Source organism: Methylococcus sp. S1M (assembly GCF_051295855.1).
Taxonomy (GTDB): Bacteria; Pseudomonadota; Gammaproteobacteria; order Methylococcales; family Methylococcaceae; genus Methylococcus; species Methylococcus capsulatus.
On the sequence record NZ_JBPDXO010000011.1, the window covers coordinates 13,924 to 30,267 of the forward strand.

Genomic DNA, 16,344 nt, shown 5'->3' on the forward strand with positions numbered 1-16,344 from the left:
GCTTAGAAGTTCACGGTCACGGTGACGGTATCGGTGTAGCTGCCGGCGGGGACGTCCTGCCCGGCGGGAATCACGCCGTAGACCGTGAGGTTCTGCCATCCGTTGTTACTTGCCGTGTAGCTGTACTGGTTGGAACTGTCGCAGCCCCACACGGTGGTATAGCCGTTGTTTTGATAAAGATTGTACGTAAGCAGGTCCGCTCCATTGGCCATCTTGCGTACCGGGGTACCGCTGCAGGTCGCGCCAGAAGCAGTGCCGGCTCCCATGTAAATGGTGGACGTCGAACCTTTCGTGCACTTCACCCGAATCTGACCGCTGTTGGTCGCAGTGTCCGTCGTGCTGGTGGGATCATAGGTGGTGAAATTCACGTTGCTGGTTGACTCGATCTTGCAGGTGTTGGCGACGGTGGCGCTTATGCCGAGGGATGCCGTTTCCGTTCCTGCTGCCATTGCGGTTCCCGCGTCGGCCACGAGAACGATAGCGGCGGTCAGGCCGACAAAACCGGCGGTACGGCGGGAGATCCGGTGTTTCGAGACTAAGGTGTTCATGACTTGACTCCTTGGTTTTTCGTGGGGGGATGCAATCGGGGACTCCGACCGTTCAAGGACGCTTTCGTCCCCTCGAGCACGAATGAGCCATCTCCTTATCTGCTTTTCAGACGATGCCGAAAAAACTCACAGCTCATTGCTTTTGATAAAATTAAATAATTCTCTGACATGCGTCAACTTTAATTAAAGTTTATATATTTCAATGTCTTGTCATCCGTGCTTCCGTATTCCGTCTCCGGGGGCAGCGGGGTGAGTGCGACGGCCGAGAACCAGGCAGCCGGCGGCGCTTTGGGAAGCCGGGCCGCGGTGTTATCTTTGGAACGTTGGGCGAGACCACCGAGGGTGGAGCTGGTATGGCTGAAGTGACAGTGACTCGACGCGACGATTCGGTCTTTGAAGTGGTGGTGAAGGGCGCGACCACGACTTCGCATGCCGTGACGGTCGATCCGTCCTATGCGGCCCGGATCGCAGGGGCGGCGGTGCCCGTGGAGATGCTGGTGCGGCGGTCCTTCGATTTCCTGCTGGAACGGGAACCGAACACCGCCATCCTGCGGCGCTTCGATCTTTCCGTGATCGGGCGTTACTTCCCCGAATATGAGCGTGTGATAAAGGGTATGTTGCCGTAATGGCTGTCGGAAATTCCCTTTCCCAGGGCGGAAGGGATCAGGTCGAGGAAGGATTTGGATCATGGTGGAATCGGACGAAATCGGAACGGAAGCGCGCGCGTTGCTGAATCAGGCCTATGACGGCGTGCTTTCCACGCATTCGGCGGACGTGCCGGGCTATCCCTTCGGCTCCGTGATGCCGTACTGCCTGGACCGGGAGGGGGTGCCCGTCATCTACATCGCCAACATCGCCCAGCACACCCGGAACATCCAGGCGAACCCCAAGGTCTCGCTGATCGTGCTCGACCGCAGCGTGGGGGACGTGCAGACCAATGGCCGGCTGACCCTGCTCGCGGATGCGCAGCCCGTGTCCGAGGACGACGAGGATGCCGTCGGGCGTTACTTCTCCTTTTTTCCGGACGCCCGCCGCTTCCATCGCACCCATTCCTTCGCCTTCTACCGGCTGGTGCCGGTGCGCCTGCGTTACATCGGCGGTTTCGGCCGTATCCACTGGCTGTCACCGGAGCGCGTGCTGCGGCCGAACCCTTTCCGGACGGAGGAGGAGCGGGCGATGCTGGAGCACATGAACACCGACCACCACGAGGCGCTGCGCCGGTATTGCGAGGCGGCCGGGGTTGCCGTCGACGCCGGCTGCGAGCCGGCCATGGTCGGGATCGACAGGGAGGGATTCCAGCTCCGGGTGGGTTCCAGGATCATCCGTTTCGTTTTTCCCTCCCCTGTTTCGACCCCGGCGGAGGTGAGGGCGGCTCTGGTGGCGATGGCGCGCTTGGGCCAGTGAGGCGGGCTATTTCGCCAAGAGCACGATCTCGTTGTGTTCGTCGTCGATGGTGACGCGGAACCGGTTGAGAAAGCTCATGCCCAGCAGCATCGCGCCGTTGAGACGCTTGTCGGCGATGAAGCTGACCGGGACGTTTTCGGCGGAGGCGGGGCCGACAGTGACGGAGGGAAGCACGCCGGTCTTGGTGCGAACCCGGCCGCTCGCGGTCTGGCTGATGCCGGCGGAAAGCCTCTCGGCATCGAATCCCAGGGAGGTGATCATCGAGGTTGGCAGCACCACGGTCGACGCGCCTGTGTCGACCAGGACAGACACGGTTTGTGGAACCCCGTTCGGGCCTACCAGGAGGGCTTCCACCTGGTGATGGGCGCCGACGCGAAGGGTGGGGATGGTCGAGCTTGGCGGCGGTCTCCCTCCGCTGCGGGCGATGCCGGTGATGACCAGCCGTTCGATGTTCCCCGGTCGGCTTTCCACCAGGACGTAGTTGTAACCCTGCAATAGCGTCTGCAAGCGGTCTTTGAAGCTGCCTTCGGCGCGGCGAGCCGGTTCGTCACTCAGACGCTCGAGCCCTTCGATCGCGAATCCGCTCTCCGTTGCCAGGCCCTGGAGCTGGTCCGCCAGCCCGGCGGCTTCCGCGGCAGCGGGCCACAGCCCGACGATCATGCAGGCCAGCAGAAACGGCTTGGCGGCTTGGGGGCAAGCCGTTCCAGCGATCATGGTGACCCGCGATCCTGGACGATGCCGGATCGGCAGGAATTCCGAAAGGACGGGTCCCGGCCGTGGTGGCCGTCCGCCGGGCCATGGCCACGCTCCATCTCCGGCCTTGCTCCCCGAAGGAGAAGGGGTAATGATGCGGCGACTTTCACGTTAAAGGCCGGTGTTCGAATAGAACAGGATCTTCTCGCCCACGAATTGCACACTGATGGTTTTGGGTGTCTTGCCCCAGACGCAGCTCTTGACCGAAACCACGGACTGGCAGTTCTCCGGCTCGCCCAGCAGCTCGACGACCTTGGAGTATTCCATGCCGATGGCGAGCTTGTCGTAGTTCTCGCGGGTCACCTTGTTTTCGCAGGCAGCCAGGATCAGGCCGATTGCCGCCGGCAGCAAGGTGCGTGTCATGCCACGCAGGCGTTGCTTCATGATCGTCACTTCCGGAAGTGGGTGAGGACGGTCCGATGATCCCTTAAACCGTCCGTAGGAGGCAAGCGGTGCAATCCGGGGAGACTTGCCGCATACTGCCTTTCCCCGCTCCTGGGGGGGCGTCGTGATCGGAACCTGTTCAAGGGAGGACCTGCCCATGAATGCGCGAATCCGGATGTCGGGTTTTCTGCTGGCGGTGGCGGCTTTGTCCGCCGTGCAGGCGGGTGAGCAAACGCCATTGACTTACGATCGGATCGACCTTGCGTCCGAAGCTCGGGGCGATGTCGAGAACGACATCCTCGTCGCCGTGCTTTCCAGTGAGATGGATGGCCCCAAGGCCGCGGCTCTCGCCGCCGAGGTCAACAAGACCATCGCCAAGGCGGTCGAACGGATCAAGCAGCAGTCGGAGATCAAGGTGCAAACCGCCGGTTACCAGACTGCGCCGATCTACCAGAAGGAGCGCATCGGCGGCTGGCGGGTGAAGCAGTCGATCCGGCTGGAAAGCACCGATGCCGCCAAGCTCGGCGGCCTGCTGGGGGAGCTTCAGCAACAGCTTCATCTCGAGTCCATCGATTACGAGACATCGCCGCAGAGGCGGAAGGAAGCCGAAAACGGTCTGATCAAGGAGGCGCTGGGGGCGTTCCGCCAGCGTGCCGAGCTGTTGACCCGGGAGTTGGGCCGCAGCCGTTACCGGATCGTCGCTCTGCGGGTCGATACCGGCGGTGCGCCCGTCAGGCCGATGGCACCGGGCATCCGCGCCATGGCCGCGGAAGCCGCTGCGCCGGTACCGATCGAGGCCGGGACGCAGAGGATCGAGGTGAATGTGAGCGGCACCATCGAGCTCCAGGCGGACTGACTCGTGCCGTTTGTCCGGCTGCCCGAATAGACAGGAGCCGATATGGAAAATTCGAACTCACCCTGGGGGCGCATCGCCAAGCCACTCTCCGGATCGTTGCCGGCTTCGCCTGCCCGCATCGTCCTGATCGTCTTGGCGCTCATGGGGCTGTGGACCGCCTATTATACGATCCCGGCCGAATCCGAAGGCGTGGTGCTCCGGTTCGGCAAGTACATCCACAAGGTTCCGCCGGGTCTCCATTTCAAGCTGCCTTACGGTATCGACGGCGTCATCGCCGTGCCGACCCAGCGCCAGCTCAAGCTGGAGTTCGGATTTTTCTCGCCGGGCGCGACCAATCCGGATCAGGCCGGTCTGGAGCCCGGCAAGGAACGGTCCATGGTCACCGGCGATTTGAATGCGGCGCTGGTGGAGTGGATCGTCCAGTACCGCATCACCGAACCTCAGGACTATCTGTTCGCGGTGCGCGACCCCGGTCAGACGTTGCGCGACATTTCCGAATCCGTCATGCGCGCCGTGGTTGGCGACCGCACCGTGGACGAGATCATCACCATCGGACGGCAGGAAATCGAAGATACCTCGCTGCAACGGATGCGGGCGCTGGCCGAGCTTTACCACCTCGGCGTATTCATCAGCCAGGTGCAGCTCAAGAACGTGAATCCGCCGGAGCCGGTCCAGCCGTCTTTCAACGAAGTCAACCGTGCCCAGCAGGACCGCGAGAACGCCATCAACCTCGCCAACGGTGACTACAACAAGGCGGTGCCCCGCGCCCGCGGCGAGGCCGATCAGCAGATCCGGGCGGCGGAAGGTTACCGCTTCAAGCGGATCAACGAGGCGGAAGGCGACGTCGCCGCCTTCAGTGCCGTGCTGGAGCAGTACGTCAAGGCGCCGGAGGTGACACGCATGCGGCTCTACCTCGAAACCATGGGCGAGGTGCTGCCCCAAGCCAAGCAGTCGATCGTGGTCGACGACACGGTGCAGCAGATATTGCCGATGCTGCCCCTGCCGGTCGCGGTGCAGGAGGAAAAGCGATGATCGCCGCAAGACACCGGGTTTCCCTCGTGGCCGCGCTGGTGCTGCTGGCGCTGTATCTGTCCGCTTACACCGTCGACCAGACCGAGCAGGTCATCGTCACCCAGTTCGGCCGGCCGGTGGGCGAGCCGATCACCGAACCCGGCCTTCACTTCAAGCTGCCCTTCGTCCAGCAGGTCAACCGCTTCGACAAGCGCTACCTGGCCTGGGACGGTCCCATGGTCGAGATGTCCACCAAGGACAAGACCTACCTCCAGGTCGATACCTTCGCCCGCTGGCGCATCACCGATGCCATGCGCTACTACCTGCGGCTGCGGGACGAACGCAGCGCCCAGTCGCGGCTGGAGGACATCCTCGGCAGCGAAACCCGTACCGCCATCGCGCGGCACGAACTGATCGAAGTCGTGCGCAGCGACAAGGAGCGCCAGCCCTTGCGGGACGAAGGCCTGGCTGCTCAGTTGCCGGAAGGCGGGCTGCGCCCGATCCGGGTCGGGCGGCAGCAGATCGAGAAAGACGTGTTCGAGAGTGCGGCCCCCAAGCTGGCGGAATTCGGGATCGAGCTGCTCGACGTGCGCTTCAAGCGCCTCAACTACAATCCGGAGGTGCTGGAACGCATCCACCAGCGCATGATCAGCGAGCGCCTGCAGATCGCCCAGCGTTTCCGTTCGGAAGGGGAAGGCGAGGCCGCCCGCATCGCCGGCAACAAGGAGCGTGACATCAACGAGATCGCATCCACCGCCTACAAGCGGGTCCAGGAGATCGTCGGCGAAGCCGATGCCAGGGCCACCGAGATCTACGCCAAGGCATACACCCAGAGCCCCGAGGCCGCCGAGTTCTACCGTTTCCTCAAGAGCATGGAGACCTACCGCAGGATCATCGACCGCGACGCCACCCTCGTCCTCTCCACCCGCAGCGATCTGTTTTCTCTGCTCAAGCGTATCGAGGCGGAGCGGAAGCCTTGATGCGCAAGCGCCAGCGACGAGACTCGAATGGTCCGGAGGGCGGGTGCCGTGGAATCGGCAGCGGTGGTCGAAAGTCGCAGAACGGTCGTTCACTCCTTCCGCAGGACCCGCTTCACCGCCTCGCGCATCTCGTCCTTGGATGAAGCGAAGCGCTCGAACTGATCGGGCGTCAGGATCTGCCGCAGTTCGGCATCCTTGTTTTCCTGGATCGCCTGGGCTTTGAGCATTTTGCCGAGACCGCCGTCGGCGCCCTTGATCACGGGTTCCATCTGTTCGGCGTATTTTTGATTGATGGCGGCGATCTTGGGCATCTGGGCATCCGTGAGACCCAGATGGTTCTTCATGTACTCGGTCTGGGCAGCTGCTCGCTCGCTGGGCGTCGTGGCTTTGAGCTGGTCGAAGTCGTCCGCGCGGGCAGCGGTGCCGAAGGTTATCGCCAGGAAGAGGCCGAGTTTGAGTGTATTGGTGACGACGTTGTTCATGGGGCTCTGACTCCTGTGGTGGTGGGATTGCCGGCCGTCGCGGTGTGCAGGGGACTCCATGTTTTCAGGCAGGCGATTCGAGGCACGGGATCAGGCTCGCCTGCTTGCGGATATGAGACGACTGGTCGTATCATTCTCGCATGGCGAAGACCGCAACCAAACAACTGATCCGGGAAAGGCTGCTGAACGAAGGCGTGGCTTTGCTCATGGAACAAGGCTACCACGGCACCGGACTGCAGGACATACTGCACAGCGTGGGCGTGCCGAAGGGGTCGTTCTACAACTACTTCGCCAGCAAGGAGGAATTCGGCGCCGAGGTGATCCGGCACTATATCGAGCCGTTCATCCTGCAGCTCGACGGCCATCTCCGGAATTCCGCACTGAACGGCGCCCAAGCCCTGCAGGCGTATTTCCATACACTGATCGGAGAAGCCGCCCGCCGGCAATTCAAGGGTGGCTGCCTACTGGGCAACCTGATGGGCGAGATCGGGGACACCAGCGATACCTGTCGTGAGGCACTGCGGGAGGCGCTGCACCGTTATCGGGACAAGCTGGCGCAAGGCATCGCCCGTGCCCAGAGCGAAGGTGCGTTCCGGCGCGATCGGACTGCCGAAGACCTGGCCGATTGCCTCGTCGACGCCTGGCAGGGCGCCTTGCTGCGGATGAAGGTCGAACAGTCCGTCCGGCCGCTGGAAGAATGTTGCCGCAACCTGTTGGAGGGATATTTCCGAGCCTGAAAAATTTTTGAGCTATTTCGAGACGACCGGTCATATAACATAGAAGAAAGAGGTTATGCCATGAAGAGATTCATCGTTTCAGGACCATCCATGCATTTCGCTTTGCGGGCACTGGTTTCGGGTTTGGCCCTAGCGCTCGCGGCGCCGGCCGGCGTGAGGGCCGACGAAACTTGCGCCTCGCCCTACATGAAGAAGATCACCGGGCAGGAGGATTACATCTACGTCTGGACGCTGGGGGCCGAAGGCGTCGGTGACGAGCAGGACAAGCTGGTCACCGTGGACGCCAACCCTAAATCGCCGCAATACGGCAAGGTGGTGAACACGCTTTCGGTGGGCGGCCGCAACGAGGCGCATCATTCGGACTTCACCGACGACCGCCGGTACCTCTGGGCCGGCGGGCTCGATACCAGCAAGATCTTCGTGTTCGACGTGCACAGCGATCCTGCCAGGCCCGTCCTCTCGAAGACCATCACCGACTTCGTGGAGAAGAGCGGCGGCGTAGTCGGGCCGCACACCTTGTACGCCCTGCCGGGACGCATGCTCATCACGGGGCTTTCCAACAACAAGGACCACGGTGGCCGCACGGCGCTGGTGGAATACACCAATGCCGGCGAATACGTCGCCACCCATTGGATCCCGACCGACGGCGACCTGCGCGGGGCGATCAAGACCGGCAAGTATGCCGATGGCTACGATTACGACGTGCGTGCGCTGCCCCGCAAGAACCTGCTGGTGACCTCGTCCTTCACCGGCTGGAACAACTACATGATGGATTTCGGCAAGATGCTGGCGGACCCCGAGGCCATGAAGCATTTCGGCAACACCGTGGTGACCTGGGATCTGCACACCAAGCAGCCGAAGAAGGTCTTCGACGTGCCCGGCGCGCCGCTGGAAATCCGCTGCGCCTGGGGCGAAGCCCACAACTACTGCTTCACCAGCACGGCGCTCACCTCGCAGCTCTGGCTGATCTACGAAGACGGCGAGGGCGAGTGGCAGGCCAAGGCCGTGGCCGACATCGGCGAGCCGGCAAAGGTTCCGCTGCCGGTCGACATCTCCATCTCCAACGATGACAGCCGGTTGTGGGTGAACACCTTCATGGACGGCAAGACCCGTTTGTTCGACATCAGTGATCCGCACCATCCGAGGCAAGTCTACGAAAAGACCATCGGCGCCCAGGTCAACATGGTGTCCTCGAGCTGGGACGGCCAGCGGCTGTACTACACCTCCTCGCTCCTGGCCAACTGGGACAAGAAGGGCAAGGACGACGAGCAATTCCTCAAGCTCTACTACTGGGACGGCAAGGAGCTGAAGGAGCAGTTCGCCATCGACTTCTACGCCGAGAAGCTGGGGCGTCCGCACCAGATGCGGTTCGGGGCGCGGGCGCTTTATGCGGGGCCGGCGGGCGACGGAAACCGCGTGGTGCAGGCCAGGGCGGAATGAGTCTTCGTCACCGGAAGTTTCCGGCGTGAATCTTGTTCCCCTTTCGTGCCGGCTCCTGGCCTGCCTGCTTCCGGCGCTGCTGTCGGCGGCGCCGGTTCTCGCCGGCGGACTGGCGCCCGGCTACCGCAACCTGCCGTTCTCCGCGCCGGAACCGGGCAGCTACGAGCTCCCGGTTCTGGGCACGGCGGCGGACGGTGTCGTGCTGGATTCCGACGGACGGCCGCTCCGGCTCCATGCCTTGTACGACGGCCGTATCGTCCTGTTCGGCTTCATCTATTCCACCTGCGACGACGTCAACGGCTGTCCCTTGGCGACGGTGGTGTTCCAGAAGCTCAGGAATGCGTTGAAGTCGGAGCCGGAGCCGGCCGGCCGGCTCCGCCTTCTCACCCTGAGTTTCGATCCGGAGCACGACACGCCCGAGGCCATGCGTCGCTACGGCGAGGGCTTCCGCGACGGAGGGGTGGACTGGCATTTCCTCACCACGCGCTCCGAGGCCGAACTTCAGCCGATTCTGGAAGCCTACGGCCAGTCGGTGCAGAAGGAATACGACGCGGCTGGACGCTCGACCGGCAAGTATTCCCATCTGCTGCGGGTGTTTCTGATCGATGGGCAAAAACGGATTCGCAACGTCTATACGGTTTCGGTGCTGCATCCGGATTTGGTGCTGGCGGATGTGAAGACGCTGCTGCAGGAAGTCCCGGTGCCTGTAGGCGGACAGGCGGCATCCCCGCCGCTTCGGGCCGGCGATGACAAGACCGGCTATGCCAGCCCGGCTTATGAGACCCATGCCTTGGCCTTGGACGCGCGCCGTGGCCGGCCGGCCGATCTGTTCCAGCGGGCGCAACGGCCGGTGCTGGGACTGCCGAAACTGCCCGTGCCGGCCGACGACCCGCTGACTCCCGCCAAGATCGCCCTGGGGCGCAAGCTGTTCTACGACCGCCGCCTCTCGCTCAACCAGACCTTCTCCTGCGCCATGTGCCATATCCCCGAGCAGGGATTCACCAGCCAGGAGCAGGCCACGGCGACCGGCATCGAGGGGCGCACGGTCCGGCGCAATGCGCCGACGCTCTACAACGTCGCCTATCTGACGAAACTGTTCCACGACGGCCGCGAATCATCGCTGGAAAACCAGGTCTGGGGGCCTTTCCTGGCGGCCAACGAGATGGGCAACCCTTCCGTCGGCTTCGTGTTGGATCGGATCGAGTCGCTGCCGGATTACCGCGGCCTGTTCGAACAGGCCTTCGGCCGCGGACCGGGCATGGAGACCGTCGGCCAGGCCTTGGCCTGCTACGAGCGCGTCCTGGTATCGGGCGATTCGCCGTTCGACCGCTGGCGTTATGGACACGAAAGCGGGGCGCTGTCGGAAGCCGCGCGCAAGGGATTCGAACTGTTCACCGGCAAGGCAGGCTGCGCGGCCTGCCACACGGTTGGGGACCGCCATGCCCTGTTCACCGACGACGCGCTGCACAACACCGGCGTCGGCTACCGCGCCAGCATGGACAAGACGCCTGCCGCCCGGCGCGTCCAGGTGGCGCCGGGCGTGTCCTTCGAGGTCGACGCGAAAACCTTTGCCCAGGTCGCCGGGCCCGTCCCCGGCGATCTCGGGCGCTACGAAATCACCCAGAACCCGGCCGACCGGTGGAAATACCGCACGCCCACCCTGCGCAACGTCGCCCTCACCGCGCCGTACATGCACAACGGCGTCTTCGCCAGCCTGAGGGAGGTCGTCGAGTTCTACAACCGGGGCGGCGAGCCCAACGAAAACCTCGACCCGCTGATCCGCCCGCTGGGGCTGTCGGCGCAGGAAGTGGATGCCTTGGTCGAGTTTCTCTCCAGCCTCACCGGCGGGGACAATCAGACCCTGGTGTCGGATGCGTTCGCGGCGCCGGTGGGGAATGGACGCTGAGAAGCGAGCGCCTTTTGCCGGCTTTGCCCGGACTCGATTGGCTGATGGACTTCGAGCCATGGGTAAGCATCTGAAAAATCTTCTCGACGGCGCGTGGCAGGTGCTGGTCATGTGGCCGGAGCGCGATTACGTGCGGCCGAGCCGCGGGGATTTCGGCAAAGATAGCGACAACTTGCGTGCGAATGCGCGACGCATCGCCCGCGGTTTGCGCGATAACGTGAAGAAGAAAAAGCCTGGGAAGGCATACGACGGCGCATGTGCGTGAGCGCGGATCAATGCGCTGGCGGACCGCGCCCCGCCTTTGGCCGTCATCGAGGGGCCCGAGGCCCGGTTGCCGCAATGGGGACGCATGGCCGGTCTGGAGCGGTTCCGGCCGGGGTAGGCGTTATCAGTCGGCCAGCCAGGTCCGGAACCGGGGCAGCACCAGCAGTCCGGGGATGGCGAACAGGGCGCAGAGGATGAAGAAGTTCTGCCAGCCTACGGTCGTGGCCAGCCAGCCGGAGGGGGCGGCGGCGATCACGCGTGGCACGCCCATCAGGCTGGACAGCAGCGCATATTGGGTGGCGGTGAAGCGGCGGTCGGTCTGGTTGGCCATGAAGGCGACGAAGGAGGCCGTGCCCATGCCCGCGGACAGATTCTCGAAGCTGATCACCGCGGTCAGCGCCGGCAATTGCGGGCCGGTGTGCACCAGCACGGCGAAGGCGGCGGTGGAAAGGAGCTGCAGCAGGCCGAACTGCCACAGTGTGCGGTAGATGCCGTAGCGCAGGATCAGCGCGCCGCCGGCCAGGCCGCCGAGCACCGTGGCCCAGAAGCCGAACAGCTTGACCACCGCGCCGATCTCGGTCTTGCTGAAGCCCATTTCCAGATAGAACGGCGTGGTCATCTGCCCGGCCACGGTGTCGCCCAGCTTGTACAGAAGGATGAACAGCAGGATCCAAACGGCTTCGCTGCGCCGGAAAAATTCGACGAAAGGCAGCACCACCGCGTCCTTCAGGCTGTTCGGATGCGCTTCTCCGGCAGCGGCCTCCGGCAGCAGCAGGGTGACGAGCATCCCCGTTGCCATCAGCGCCGCCATCAGGCCATACATGTCGGAAAAACCGATCCAGTCGGCAAGGATCAGGCCGCCGCCCGAAGCCAGCAGCATTCCCAGGCGATAGCCGTTGACATAGAGCGAGGCGCCCAGGCCCTGTTCACGGTCGTGCAGGCTTTCCCGCCGGTAGGCATCGATCAGCGTATCCTGCGAGGCGGAAAAGAAGGCGACGGCCAGCGCCAGTCCCGCCAGCACGAGGGCGGAAGCGCCGGGGCCGTAAACGGCGAGACTGCCGATCGACACCGCCAGCAGGAGCTGCGTCAGCAGCAGCCAGCCGCGCCGCCGCCCCAGCCGGGGCCAGTGGAAGCGGTCGAACACCGGCGCCCAAAGGAATTTCAGGGTATACGGCAGACCCACCAGGGCGAACAGGCCGATGGTGGTCAGATCGATACCGCGCTCCTCCATCCAGGCCAGCAATACCGATCCCGTCAGCAGCAGGGGCGCGCCACCATAGAAGCCCATGGCGAAGGCGGCCAGCATGCGGCCGCTCAGGATTCGGCGCGCGATCGGTTCAGAGGGTGAGGTCATAGTCGATGATGAGCGGGGCGTGATCGGAGAAGCGCTCTTCCTTGTAGATCGCCGCGGAGCGGATCAGCTCGCGCAGTCCCGGACTGACGACCTGGTAGTCGATGCGCCATCCCACGTTCTTGGCCCAGGCCTGCCCGCGGTTGGACCACCAGGTGTACTGCTCCGGTTCCGGATTGACCGCGCGGAAGGCATCGACCCAGCCCGCTTCCTCGAACACCCGGTCCAGCCAGGCGCGTTCCTCCGGCAGGAAACCGGAGTTTTTCTGATTCGAACGCCAGTTCTTCAGGTCGATGGGCTTGTGCGCGATGTTCCAGTCGCCGCAGAAAATGTATTGCCGGCCGGAGCGGGCGCAATCGTCCAGGAAGGGGAGGAAACGGTCGAGGAAACCGAATTTGACGGCCTGGCGCTGTTCACTGGATGAGCCGGACGGAATGTACAGCGACACCACACTCAACTCGCCGAAGCGGGCCTCCAGGTAACGAGCCTCCGTGTCCATGTCGTCCCAGCCCAGGCCCTGGATCACATCGTCGGGCTCCTTGCGAGCGTAGAGGGCCACGCCGCTGTAGCCTTTTTTCTCGGCTTCCAGGTAATAACAGGCATAGCTTTCCGGCCAGAACAGTTCGTCGTTGAGCTGGGTGGTCTGGGCTTTGATTTCCTGCAGACAGACGATGTCGGCGTTCTGCTTCGGCAGCCAGTCGAAGAAGCCCTTGCGCGCGGCCGAGCGGATGCCGTTCACGTTCAGCGTGATGATTCTCATGGGGAGACAGGGAATGGAGGGCGAGGGTTTCCGGGGTCGCGGCTTGCTGCGGTGGTCCGATTACAGTACCATGCCAGATTTCGTCCGTTCGAGCCCCTTGGAGTACCTCGTACCATGAAGCCAGACATTCATCCCGACTATACGACGGTGACCGTAAGCTGCAGTTGCGGAAACACCTTTGAAACCCGATCTACGATCGGCAAGGATTTCCACGTCGAAGTCTGCTCGGCCTGTCACCCATTCTATACGGGTAAGCAGAAGATCGTCGATACCGCGGGCCGCGTCGACAAATTCCGCCGCAAATACGGCCGCGGCTGACGAAGCGGGGGCGGCCGCCGCTGCTCGGGCGGGGCTCAGTCCGTCTCCCCGTTTTCCGTGCCGGCCGCTCTCCCGAGCAGGGTGCGCAGCTCCCGGATCGATGCCCCGCCCTCCCTGTTTCCCGCAGCGGCGGCCCGCCCGGCCGCCGTCGCCGGGAATATGCACAGCTCCATCGGCGTTTCGTCCACGTAGAACGAGAGGGCGGGGAGCGTCGCGTTCTCACCCCGGAGCCGGCATCGGCACGAGGTTTCGCGGAACGGCACATGGGCGTCGAGCAGTTTGCGCATGACTTCTTCCGGCGCATCGGCAAACACCTGCAGCGTGATCGAGCTGTGGCGGCCGGCGGTTCCGTCCAGTGCTGCGCCCGTGAGGCGCGGATCGAACTCCGCGAGGAACTCCATGGCCTCCAGAGCCAGAACGCGCTGTCGGTCCAGTTCGGCGCTCTGCATGGCCGGCCGGAACAGCCGGTTATACTCGATCAGGGCTGCGTCGACCTCATCCGGTTCCGGCAACTGACGTCGGTCGGTCTGGCCTAGCCGGGCGGCAGCCTTGTTCAGTGCCTGCTGGGGGTCGTCGATGCCTTGCTCGGCCATCAGCCGGGCAGCCGCCCAGGCCAGGTGAGAGCGTGTTTTCTGGCGGGTTCTCACTTTCCGTTCCCACCGTCAAAACAAGGATTCCGTCGGCTTTGGCGTCTCCGCGGGCTGCGCCGGTGGAGCCTCCCCGATTTCTTCCTCTTCGGGGGGGATGGATTCGGGGGCGCGCGCGCCCGAGGCATCGGACTGGGATGCCGGGGCGGCGACTTCGGGCTCCTCGGCGGCGGCATCGAAGCCGGGTTGGGGCGTCGGCCGCGGCACCAGTTCCACGATCCCGCCGGGGACGCTGGCGGGCAGCCGGTTTCCCGTCGCGGGGTCGATCCGTGCGGTCATGATCCCGGCAGGCTGGGGAAATTTGCGCTCGGGCACGTCGCGCAGCATCTCCTTCATGAACTCCATCCAGATGGGCAATGCAGTCTGTCCGCCGGTTTCCTTGTCGCCGAGCGTCTGGTACGAGTCGAATCCCACCCACGCCACCGTCACGAGACCGGGCACATAGCCATTGAACCAGGCGTCGCGGTACTGATTGGTGGTGCCGGTCTTGCCTGCCAGGTCTGATCGTCCGAGCTCCAATGCCTTGGTGGCGGTGCCCCGGCGAACCACATCCTGCAGCATGGAGTGCATCATGTAATGGACTTCTTCCGAGATGACCCGTTTCGCCCGGTTCGCCGTGGATTTGCCATCGGCGCAGTCCAGGCAGGCGATGGCCGGCGTGGCCTGATACAGCAGCCGACCGTTCTGGGTTTCGATGCGGCTGATGAGGTAGGGGTCGACCCGGTAGCCCCCGTTGGCGAACACGGCATAGACCTGGGCCATCCGGAGCGGGGAGGCGGTACCGGAACCCAGCGCCAGCGTGTACGAGCGGGGCAGTTCGTCCGGCGTGAAGCCGAATTTTTCTGCCAGCTCGATTACTTTGGGCAGACCGACGGCGCGCAAGAGTCGGATGGACACCATGTTGCGCGATTTGGCCAGGGCTTCCCGCAAAGGGGTGGGCCCTGCGTATTTCATCGAATAGTTGTGCGGCCGCCAGATCCCGCCAGGCGAGGCGGGGTCTGGGAAGGATACCGGTGAATCGTTGACCACGCTCGCCGGGGTGAACCCCGAATCCAGGGCGGCGGAATACACCACAGGTTTGAATCCCGACCCGGGCTGGCGTTGGCCCTGGCTGGCGCGGTTGAACTTGCTGAGCCGGTAGTCGAAGCCGCCGGCGACGGCGATGATGGCGCCGCTGTCGGCATCCAGCTCGACCAGCGCGCCCTGGACCTTGGGAATCTGGGTCAGCACCCAACGGCCGTCGGCGTTCTTGCGGATCCGGATCACGTCACCGGGCTTGAGTACCTCCTTGACCGAGCGGGGCGGCACCCCATGGGCATCCACGCTGATGAACGGTCTGGCCCAGCGGACGGCGTCGTAGGAGAGTTCGGGTTCGCCGTGATTTACGGTATAGAGACCCGCGGTCGTGTCGGTGGCGGTGAGTACCAACGCTGGCACGGTGTCGCCCGCGGGGCCTTGGTCTTCCAGTATCTGGTTCCACGCCGACTTGGCCTTCAGCTGTTTGAGATCGATGTGAACCTTGGCTTTGCGGTAGCCGTGCCTTTCGTCGTAGGCTCGCAAACCCGACTGCAGGGCCGACTCCGCCGTTCGTTGGGCATGGCTGTCGATGGTGGTGTAGACCGCGTAGCCACTCTCGTAGGCATCATCGCCGTATTGCTGATACATCTCGGCGCGTACCATCTCGGCGACATAGGGGGCGTCCAGCTCGATGAGCCGGGTGTGGATGCGAGCGGTGATCGGCTCGTTCAGGGCTCTCTGGTAGACCTCGTCGGTGATGAAGCGTAGCTTGCGCATGCGCCGCAGTACGTAGTTGCGACGGGTCTGGGCCCGCTCGGGGTTGGCGACCGGGTTGAAGGCGGACGGTGCCTTGGGGAGCCCGGCGATCATCGCCATCTCACCGAGGGTCAGTTCACCCACGTGTTTGCCGTAGTACACCTGGGCCGCGGCCTCGATGCCGTAGGCGTGCTGGCCGAAATAGATCTTGTTCAGGTAGAGCTCGAGAATCTGGTCTTTGGAGAGTTCCGAATCGATCCGGATCGCCAGCATGATTTCCTTGATCTTGCGGAGAAAGGTCTTCTCGCTGCTCAGGAAGAAGTTGCGCGCGACCTGCATGGTGATCGTACTGCCGCCCTGACGTTTTTCGCCGGTCCGGGCGAAGGTGAGCACGGCGCGCAGGATGCCTTGGTAATCCACTCCGACGTGGTCATAGAAGCGGTCGTCTTCGGCCGCAATGAACGCATGGATCAGGTCCTGGGGGACGCTGCCGATGGCGACGGGGCTGCGCTTCTTCTCGCCGAACTGCGCGATCAGCTTGCCGTCGCGGCTGTAGACCGACATGGGGATCTGATAGCGCACTTCTTTCAGTATCGCGATGTCCGGCAATTGCGGTTCGAGATGGCGGTACAGTCCGAACAGCCCCAGCGCGATGACCAGGATGGCGACCAGCAGGACTTCGAGTGTCATCAGCCAGTAACGGGGTCTTCTGGTCTTTCGGGAAAAAATT

Annotated in this window: 18 protein-coding genes; 10 read left to right on the forward strand and 8 right to left on the reverse strand. The window is 63.7% G+C overall.

Translation table 11 applies throughout. From position 1 onward, the window contains the following. Window positions 1-2 precede the first annotated feature (2 nt). Window positions 3-548: a Csu type fimbrial protein gene (locus tag ACSHWJ_RS14660; RefSeq protein WP_017365282.1), complete on the reverse strand. Its 546-nt coding sequence runs from the start codon at window positions 546-548 to the stop codon at window positions 3-5. Window positions 549-901: 353 nt separating this feature from the next. On the opposite strand from ACSHWJ_RS14660, the gene ACSHWJ_RS14665 reads away from it, so the two are divergent. Then, a complete protein-coding gene (locus tag ACSHWJ_RS14665; protein WP_017365281.1) occupies window positions 902-1,174 on the forward strand; it encodes a hypothetical protein in 273 nt (90 codons plus the stop codon). Window positions 1,175-1,235: 61 nt separating this feature from the next. Continuing rightward, window positions 1,236-1,952, forward strand: a complete 717-nt coding sequence (locus tag ACSHWJ_RS14670; RefSeq protein ID WP_218797135.1) for a HugZ family protein — start codon at window positions 1,236-1,238, stop codon at window positions 1,950-1,952. Window positions 1,953-1,958: 6 nt separating this feature from the next. On the opposite strand, the gene ACSHWJ_RS14675 is transcribed toward ACSHWJ_RS14670, so the two are convergent. Both ACSHWJ_RS14675 and ACSHWJ_RS14680 read right to left on the reverse strand, forming a co-directional pair. Then, the gene (locus tag ACSHWJ_RS14675; protein WP_017365279.1) at window positions 1,959-2,666 is read right to left on the reverse strand and encodes a retropepsin-like aspartic protease family protein; all 708 of its coding nucleotides are present in this window, start codon (window positions 2,664-2,666) and stop codon (window positions 1,959-1,961) included. 150 nt (window positions 2,667-2,816) lie between these two features. Beyond that, window positions 2,817-3,089 (reverse strand): DUF3862 domain-containing protein, encoded by a 273-nt coding sequence (locus tag ACSHWJ_RS14680; RefSeq protein ID WP_010959673.1) that lies wholly within the window; start codon window positions 3,087-3,089, stop codon window positions 2,817-2,819. Between the two features lie 157 nt (window positions 3,090-3,246). On the opposite strand from ACSHWJ_RS14680, the gene ACSHWJ_RS14685 reads away from it, so the two are divergent. Genes ACSHWJ_RS14685 through hflC form a run of 3 tightly spaced genes read left to right on the forward strand, consistent with a single transcriptional unit; the run spans window position 3,247 to window position 5,936 of the window. Next, on the forward strand, window positions 3,247-3,945 hold the full coding sequence (locus ACSHWJ_RS14685) for an SIMPL domain-containing protein (RefSeq protein ID WP_218797137.1): 699 nt from the start codon (window positions 3,247-3,249) through the stop codon (window positions 3,943-3,945). A 42-nt stretch (window positions 3,946-3,987) separates the two neighbouring features. Beyond that, window positions 3,988-4,977, forward strand: a complete 990-nt coding sequence (gene hflK / locus ACSHWJ_RS14690) for an FtsH protease activity modulator HflK (protein ID WP_218797139.1) — start codon at window positions 3,988-3,990, stop codon at window positions 4,975-4,977. Then, a complete protein-coding gene (gene hflC / locus ACSHWJ_RS14695; RefSeq protein ID WP_218797141.1) occupies window positions 4,974-5,936 on the forward strand; it encodes a protease modulator HflC in 963 nt (320 codons plus the stop codon). Before hflK ends, hflC begins: the two co-directional genes overlap by 4 nt. An 89-nt stretch (window positions 5,937-6,025) precedes the next feature. On the opposite strand, the gene ACSHWJ_RS14700 is transcribed toward hflC, so the two are convergent. After that, entirely contained in the window at window positions 6,026-6,418 is a 393-nt protein-coding gene (locus ACSHWJ_RS14700; RefSeq protein WP_218797143.1) for a hypothetical protein, read from the reverse strand. Window positions 6,419-6,558: 140 nt separating this feature from the next. Here ACSHWJ_RS14700 and ACSHWJ_RS14705 point away from each other — a divergent pair, with 140 nt between their 5' ends. From ACSHWJ_RS14705 to ACSHWJ_RS14720, 4 genes are read left to right on the forward strand one after another with little or no spacing between them, the layout of a single operon-like run. Beyond that, entirely contained in the window at window positions 6,559-7,155 is a 597-nt protein-coding gene (locus ACSHWJ_RS14705; RefSeq protein ID WP_017365274.1) for a TetR/AcrR family transcriptional regulator, read from the forward strand. 60 nt (window positions 7,156-7,215) lie between these two features. Then, window positions 7,216-8,595, forward strand: coding sequence for a selenium-binding protein SBP56-related protein (locus ACSHWJ_RS14710; protein WP_306440740.1), 1,380 nt, complete (start codon window positions 7,216-7,218; stop codon window positions 8,593-8,595). Window positions 8,596-8,620: 25 nt separating this feature from the next. Continuing rightward, a complete protein-coding gene (locus tag ACSHWJ_RS14715; protein ID WP_218797145.1) occupies window positions 8,621-10,501 on the forward strand; it encodes a cytochrome c peroxidase in 1,881 nt (626 codons plus the stop codon). A gap of 58 nt (window positions 10,502-10,559) precedes the next feature. Beyond that, window positions 10,560-10,766, forward strand: coding sequence for a hypothetical protein (locus tag ACSHWJ_RS14720; protein WP_218797147.1), 207 nt, complete (start codon window positions 10,560-10,562; stop codon window positions 10,764-10,766). A 123-nt stretch (window positions 10,767-10,889) separates the two neighbouring features. Here ACSHWJ_RS14720 and ACSHWJ_RS14725 read toward each other — a convergent pair whose 3' ends face one another. Beyond that, window positions 10,890-12,119 carry an AmpG family muropeptide MFS transporter gene (locus ACSHWJ_RS14725; protein WP_218797148.1) on the reverse strand — a complete coding sequence of 410 codons (1,230 nt, stop codon included), beginning with the start codon at window positions 12,117-12,119 and terminating at the stop codon, window positions 10,890-10,892. After that, window positions 12,103-12,876: an exodeoxyribonuclease III gene (locus ACSHWJ_RS14730; protein ID WP_010959682.1), complete on the reverse strand. Its 774-nt coding sequence runs from the start codon at window positions 12,874-12,876 to the stop codon at window positions 12,103-12,105. Before ACSHWJ_RS14730 ends, ACSHWJ_RS14725 begins: the two co-directional genes overlap by 17 nt. A gap of 114 nt (window positions 12,877-12,990) precedes the next feature. Between ACSHWJ_RS14730 and rpmE the strand changes: the two genes are divergently transcribed. Next, entirely contained in the window at window positions 12,991-13,194 is a 204-nt protein-coding gene (gene rpmE / locus ACSHWJ_RS14735; RefSeq protein ID WP_010959683.1) for a 50S ribosomal protein L31, read from the forward strand. A gap of 35 nt (window positions 13,195-13,229) precedes the next feature. Here rpmE and ACSHWJ_RS14740 read toward each other — a convergent pair whose 3' ends face one another. Next, entirely contained in the window at window positions 13,230-13,841 is a 612-nt protein-coding gene (locus ACSHWJ_RS14740; RefSeq protein ID WP_026045942.1) for a hypothetical protein, read from the reverse strand. 15 nt (window positions 13,842-13,856) lie between these two features. Continuing rightward, window positions 13,857-16,304 carry a penicillin-binding protein 1A gene (locus tag ACSHWJ_RS14745; protein ID WP_432539974.1) on the reverse strand — a complete coding sequence of 816 codons (2,448 nt, stop codon included), beginning with the start codon at window positions 16,302-16,304 and terminating at the stop codon, window positions 13,857-13,859. Window positions 16,305-16,344: the final 40 nt, after the last annotated feature.

Bases quoted from the DNA above. Each gene is read 5' to 3' on its own strand.
- ACSHWJ_RS14730 (WP_010959682.1), bottom strand. From the start codon at position 12,876: ATGAGAATCATCACGCTGAACGTGAACGGCATCCGCTCGGCCGCGCGC.
- ACSHWJ_RS14670 (WP_218797135.1), top strand. From the start codon at position 1,236: ATGGTGGAATCGGACGAAATCGGAACGGAAGCGCGCGCGTTGCTGAAT.
- ACSHWJ_RS14700 (WP_218797143.1), bottom strand. From the start codon at position 6,418: ATGAACAACGTCGTCACCAATACACTCAAACTCGGCCTCTTCCTGGCG.
- ACSHWJ_RS14665 (WP_017365281.1), top strand. From the start codon at position 902: ATGGCTGAAGTGACAGTGACTCGACGCGACGATTCGGTCTTTGAAGTG.
- ACSHWJ_RS14720 (WP_218797147.1), top strand. From the start codon at position 10,560: ATGGGTAAGCATCTGAAAAATCTTCTCGACGGCGCGTGGCAGGTGCTG.
- ACSHWJ_RS14685 (WP_218797137.1), top strand. From the start codon at position 3,247: ATGAATGCGCGAATCCGGATGTCGGGTTTTCTGCTGGCGGTGGCGGCT.
- ACSHWJ_RS14710 (WP_306440740.1), top strand. From the start codon at position 7,216: ATGAAGAGATTCATCGTTTCAGGACCATCCATGCATTTCGCTTTGCGG.
- ACSHWJ_RS14745 (WP_432539974.1), bottom strand. From the start codon at position 16,304: ATGACACTCGAAGTCCTGCTGGTCGCCATCCTGGTCATCGCGCTGGGG.
- ACSHWJ_RS14705 (WP_017365274.1), top strand. From the start codon at position 6,559: ATGGCGAAGACCGCAACCAAACAACTGATCCGGGAAAGGCTGCTGAAC.
- ACSHWJ_RS14680 (WP_010959673.1), bottom strand. From the start codon at position 3,089: ATGAAGCAACGCCTGCGTGGCATGACACGCACCTTGCTGCCGGCGGCA.
- hflC (WP_218797141.1), top strand. From the start codon at position 4,974: ATGATCGCCGCAAGACACCGGGTTTCCCTCGTGGCCGCGCTGGTGCTG.
- ACSHWJ_RS14660 (WP_017365282.1), bottom strand. From the start codon at position 548: ATGAACACCTTAGTCTCGAAACACCGGATCTCCCGCCGTACCGCCGGT.
- rpmE (WP_010959683.1), top strand. From the start codon at position 12,991: ATGAAGCCAGACATTCATCCCGACTATACGACGGTGACCGTAAGCTGC.
- ACSHWJ_RS14675 (WP_017365279.1), bottom strand. From the start codon at position 2,666: ATGATCGCTGGAACGGCTTGCCCCCAAGCCGCCAAGCCGTTTCTGCTG.
- hflK (WP_218797139.1), top strand. From the start codon at position 3,988: ATGGAAAATTCGAACTCACCCTGGGGGCGCATCGCCAAGCCACTCTCC.
- ACSHWJ_RS14725 (WP_218797148.1), bottom strand. From the start codon at position 12,119: ATGACCTCACCCTCTGAACCGATCGCGCGCCGAATCCTGAGCGGCCGC.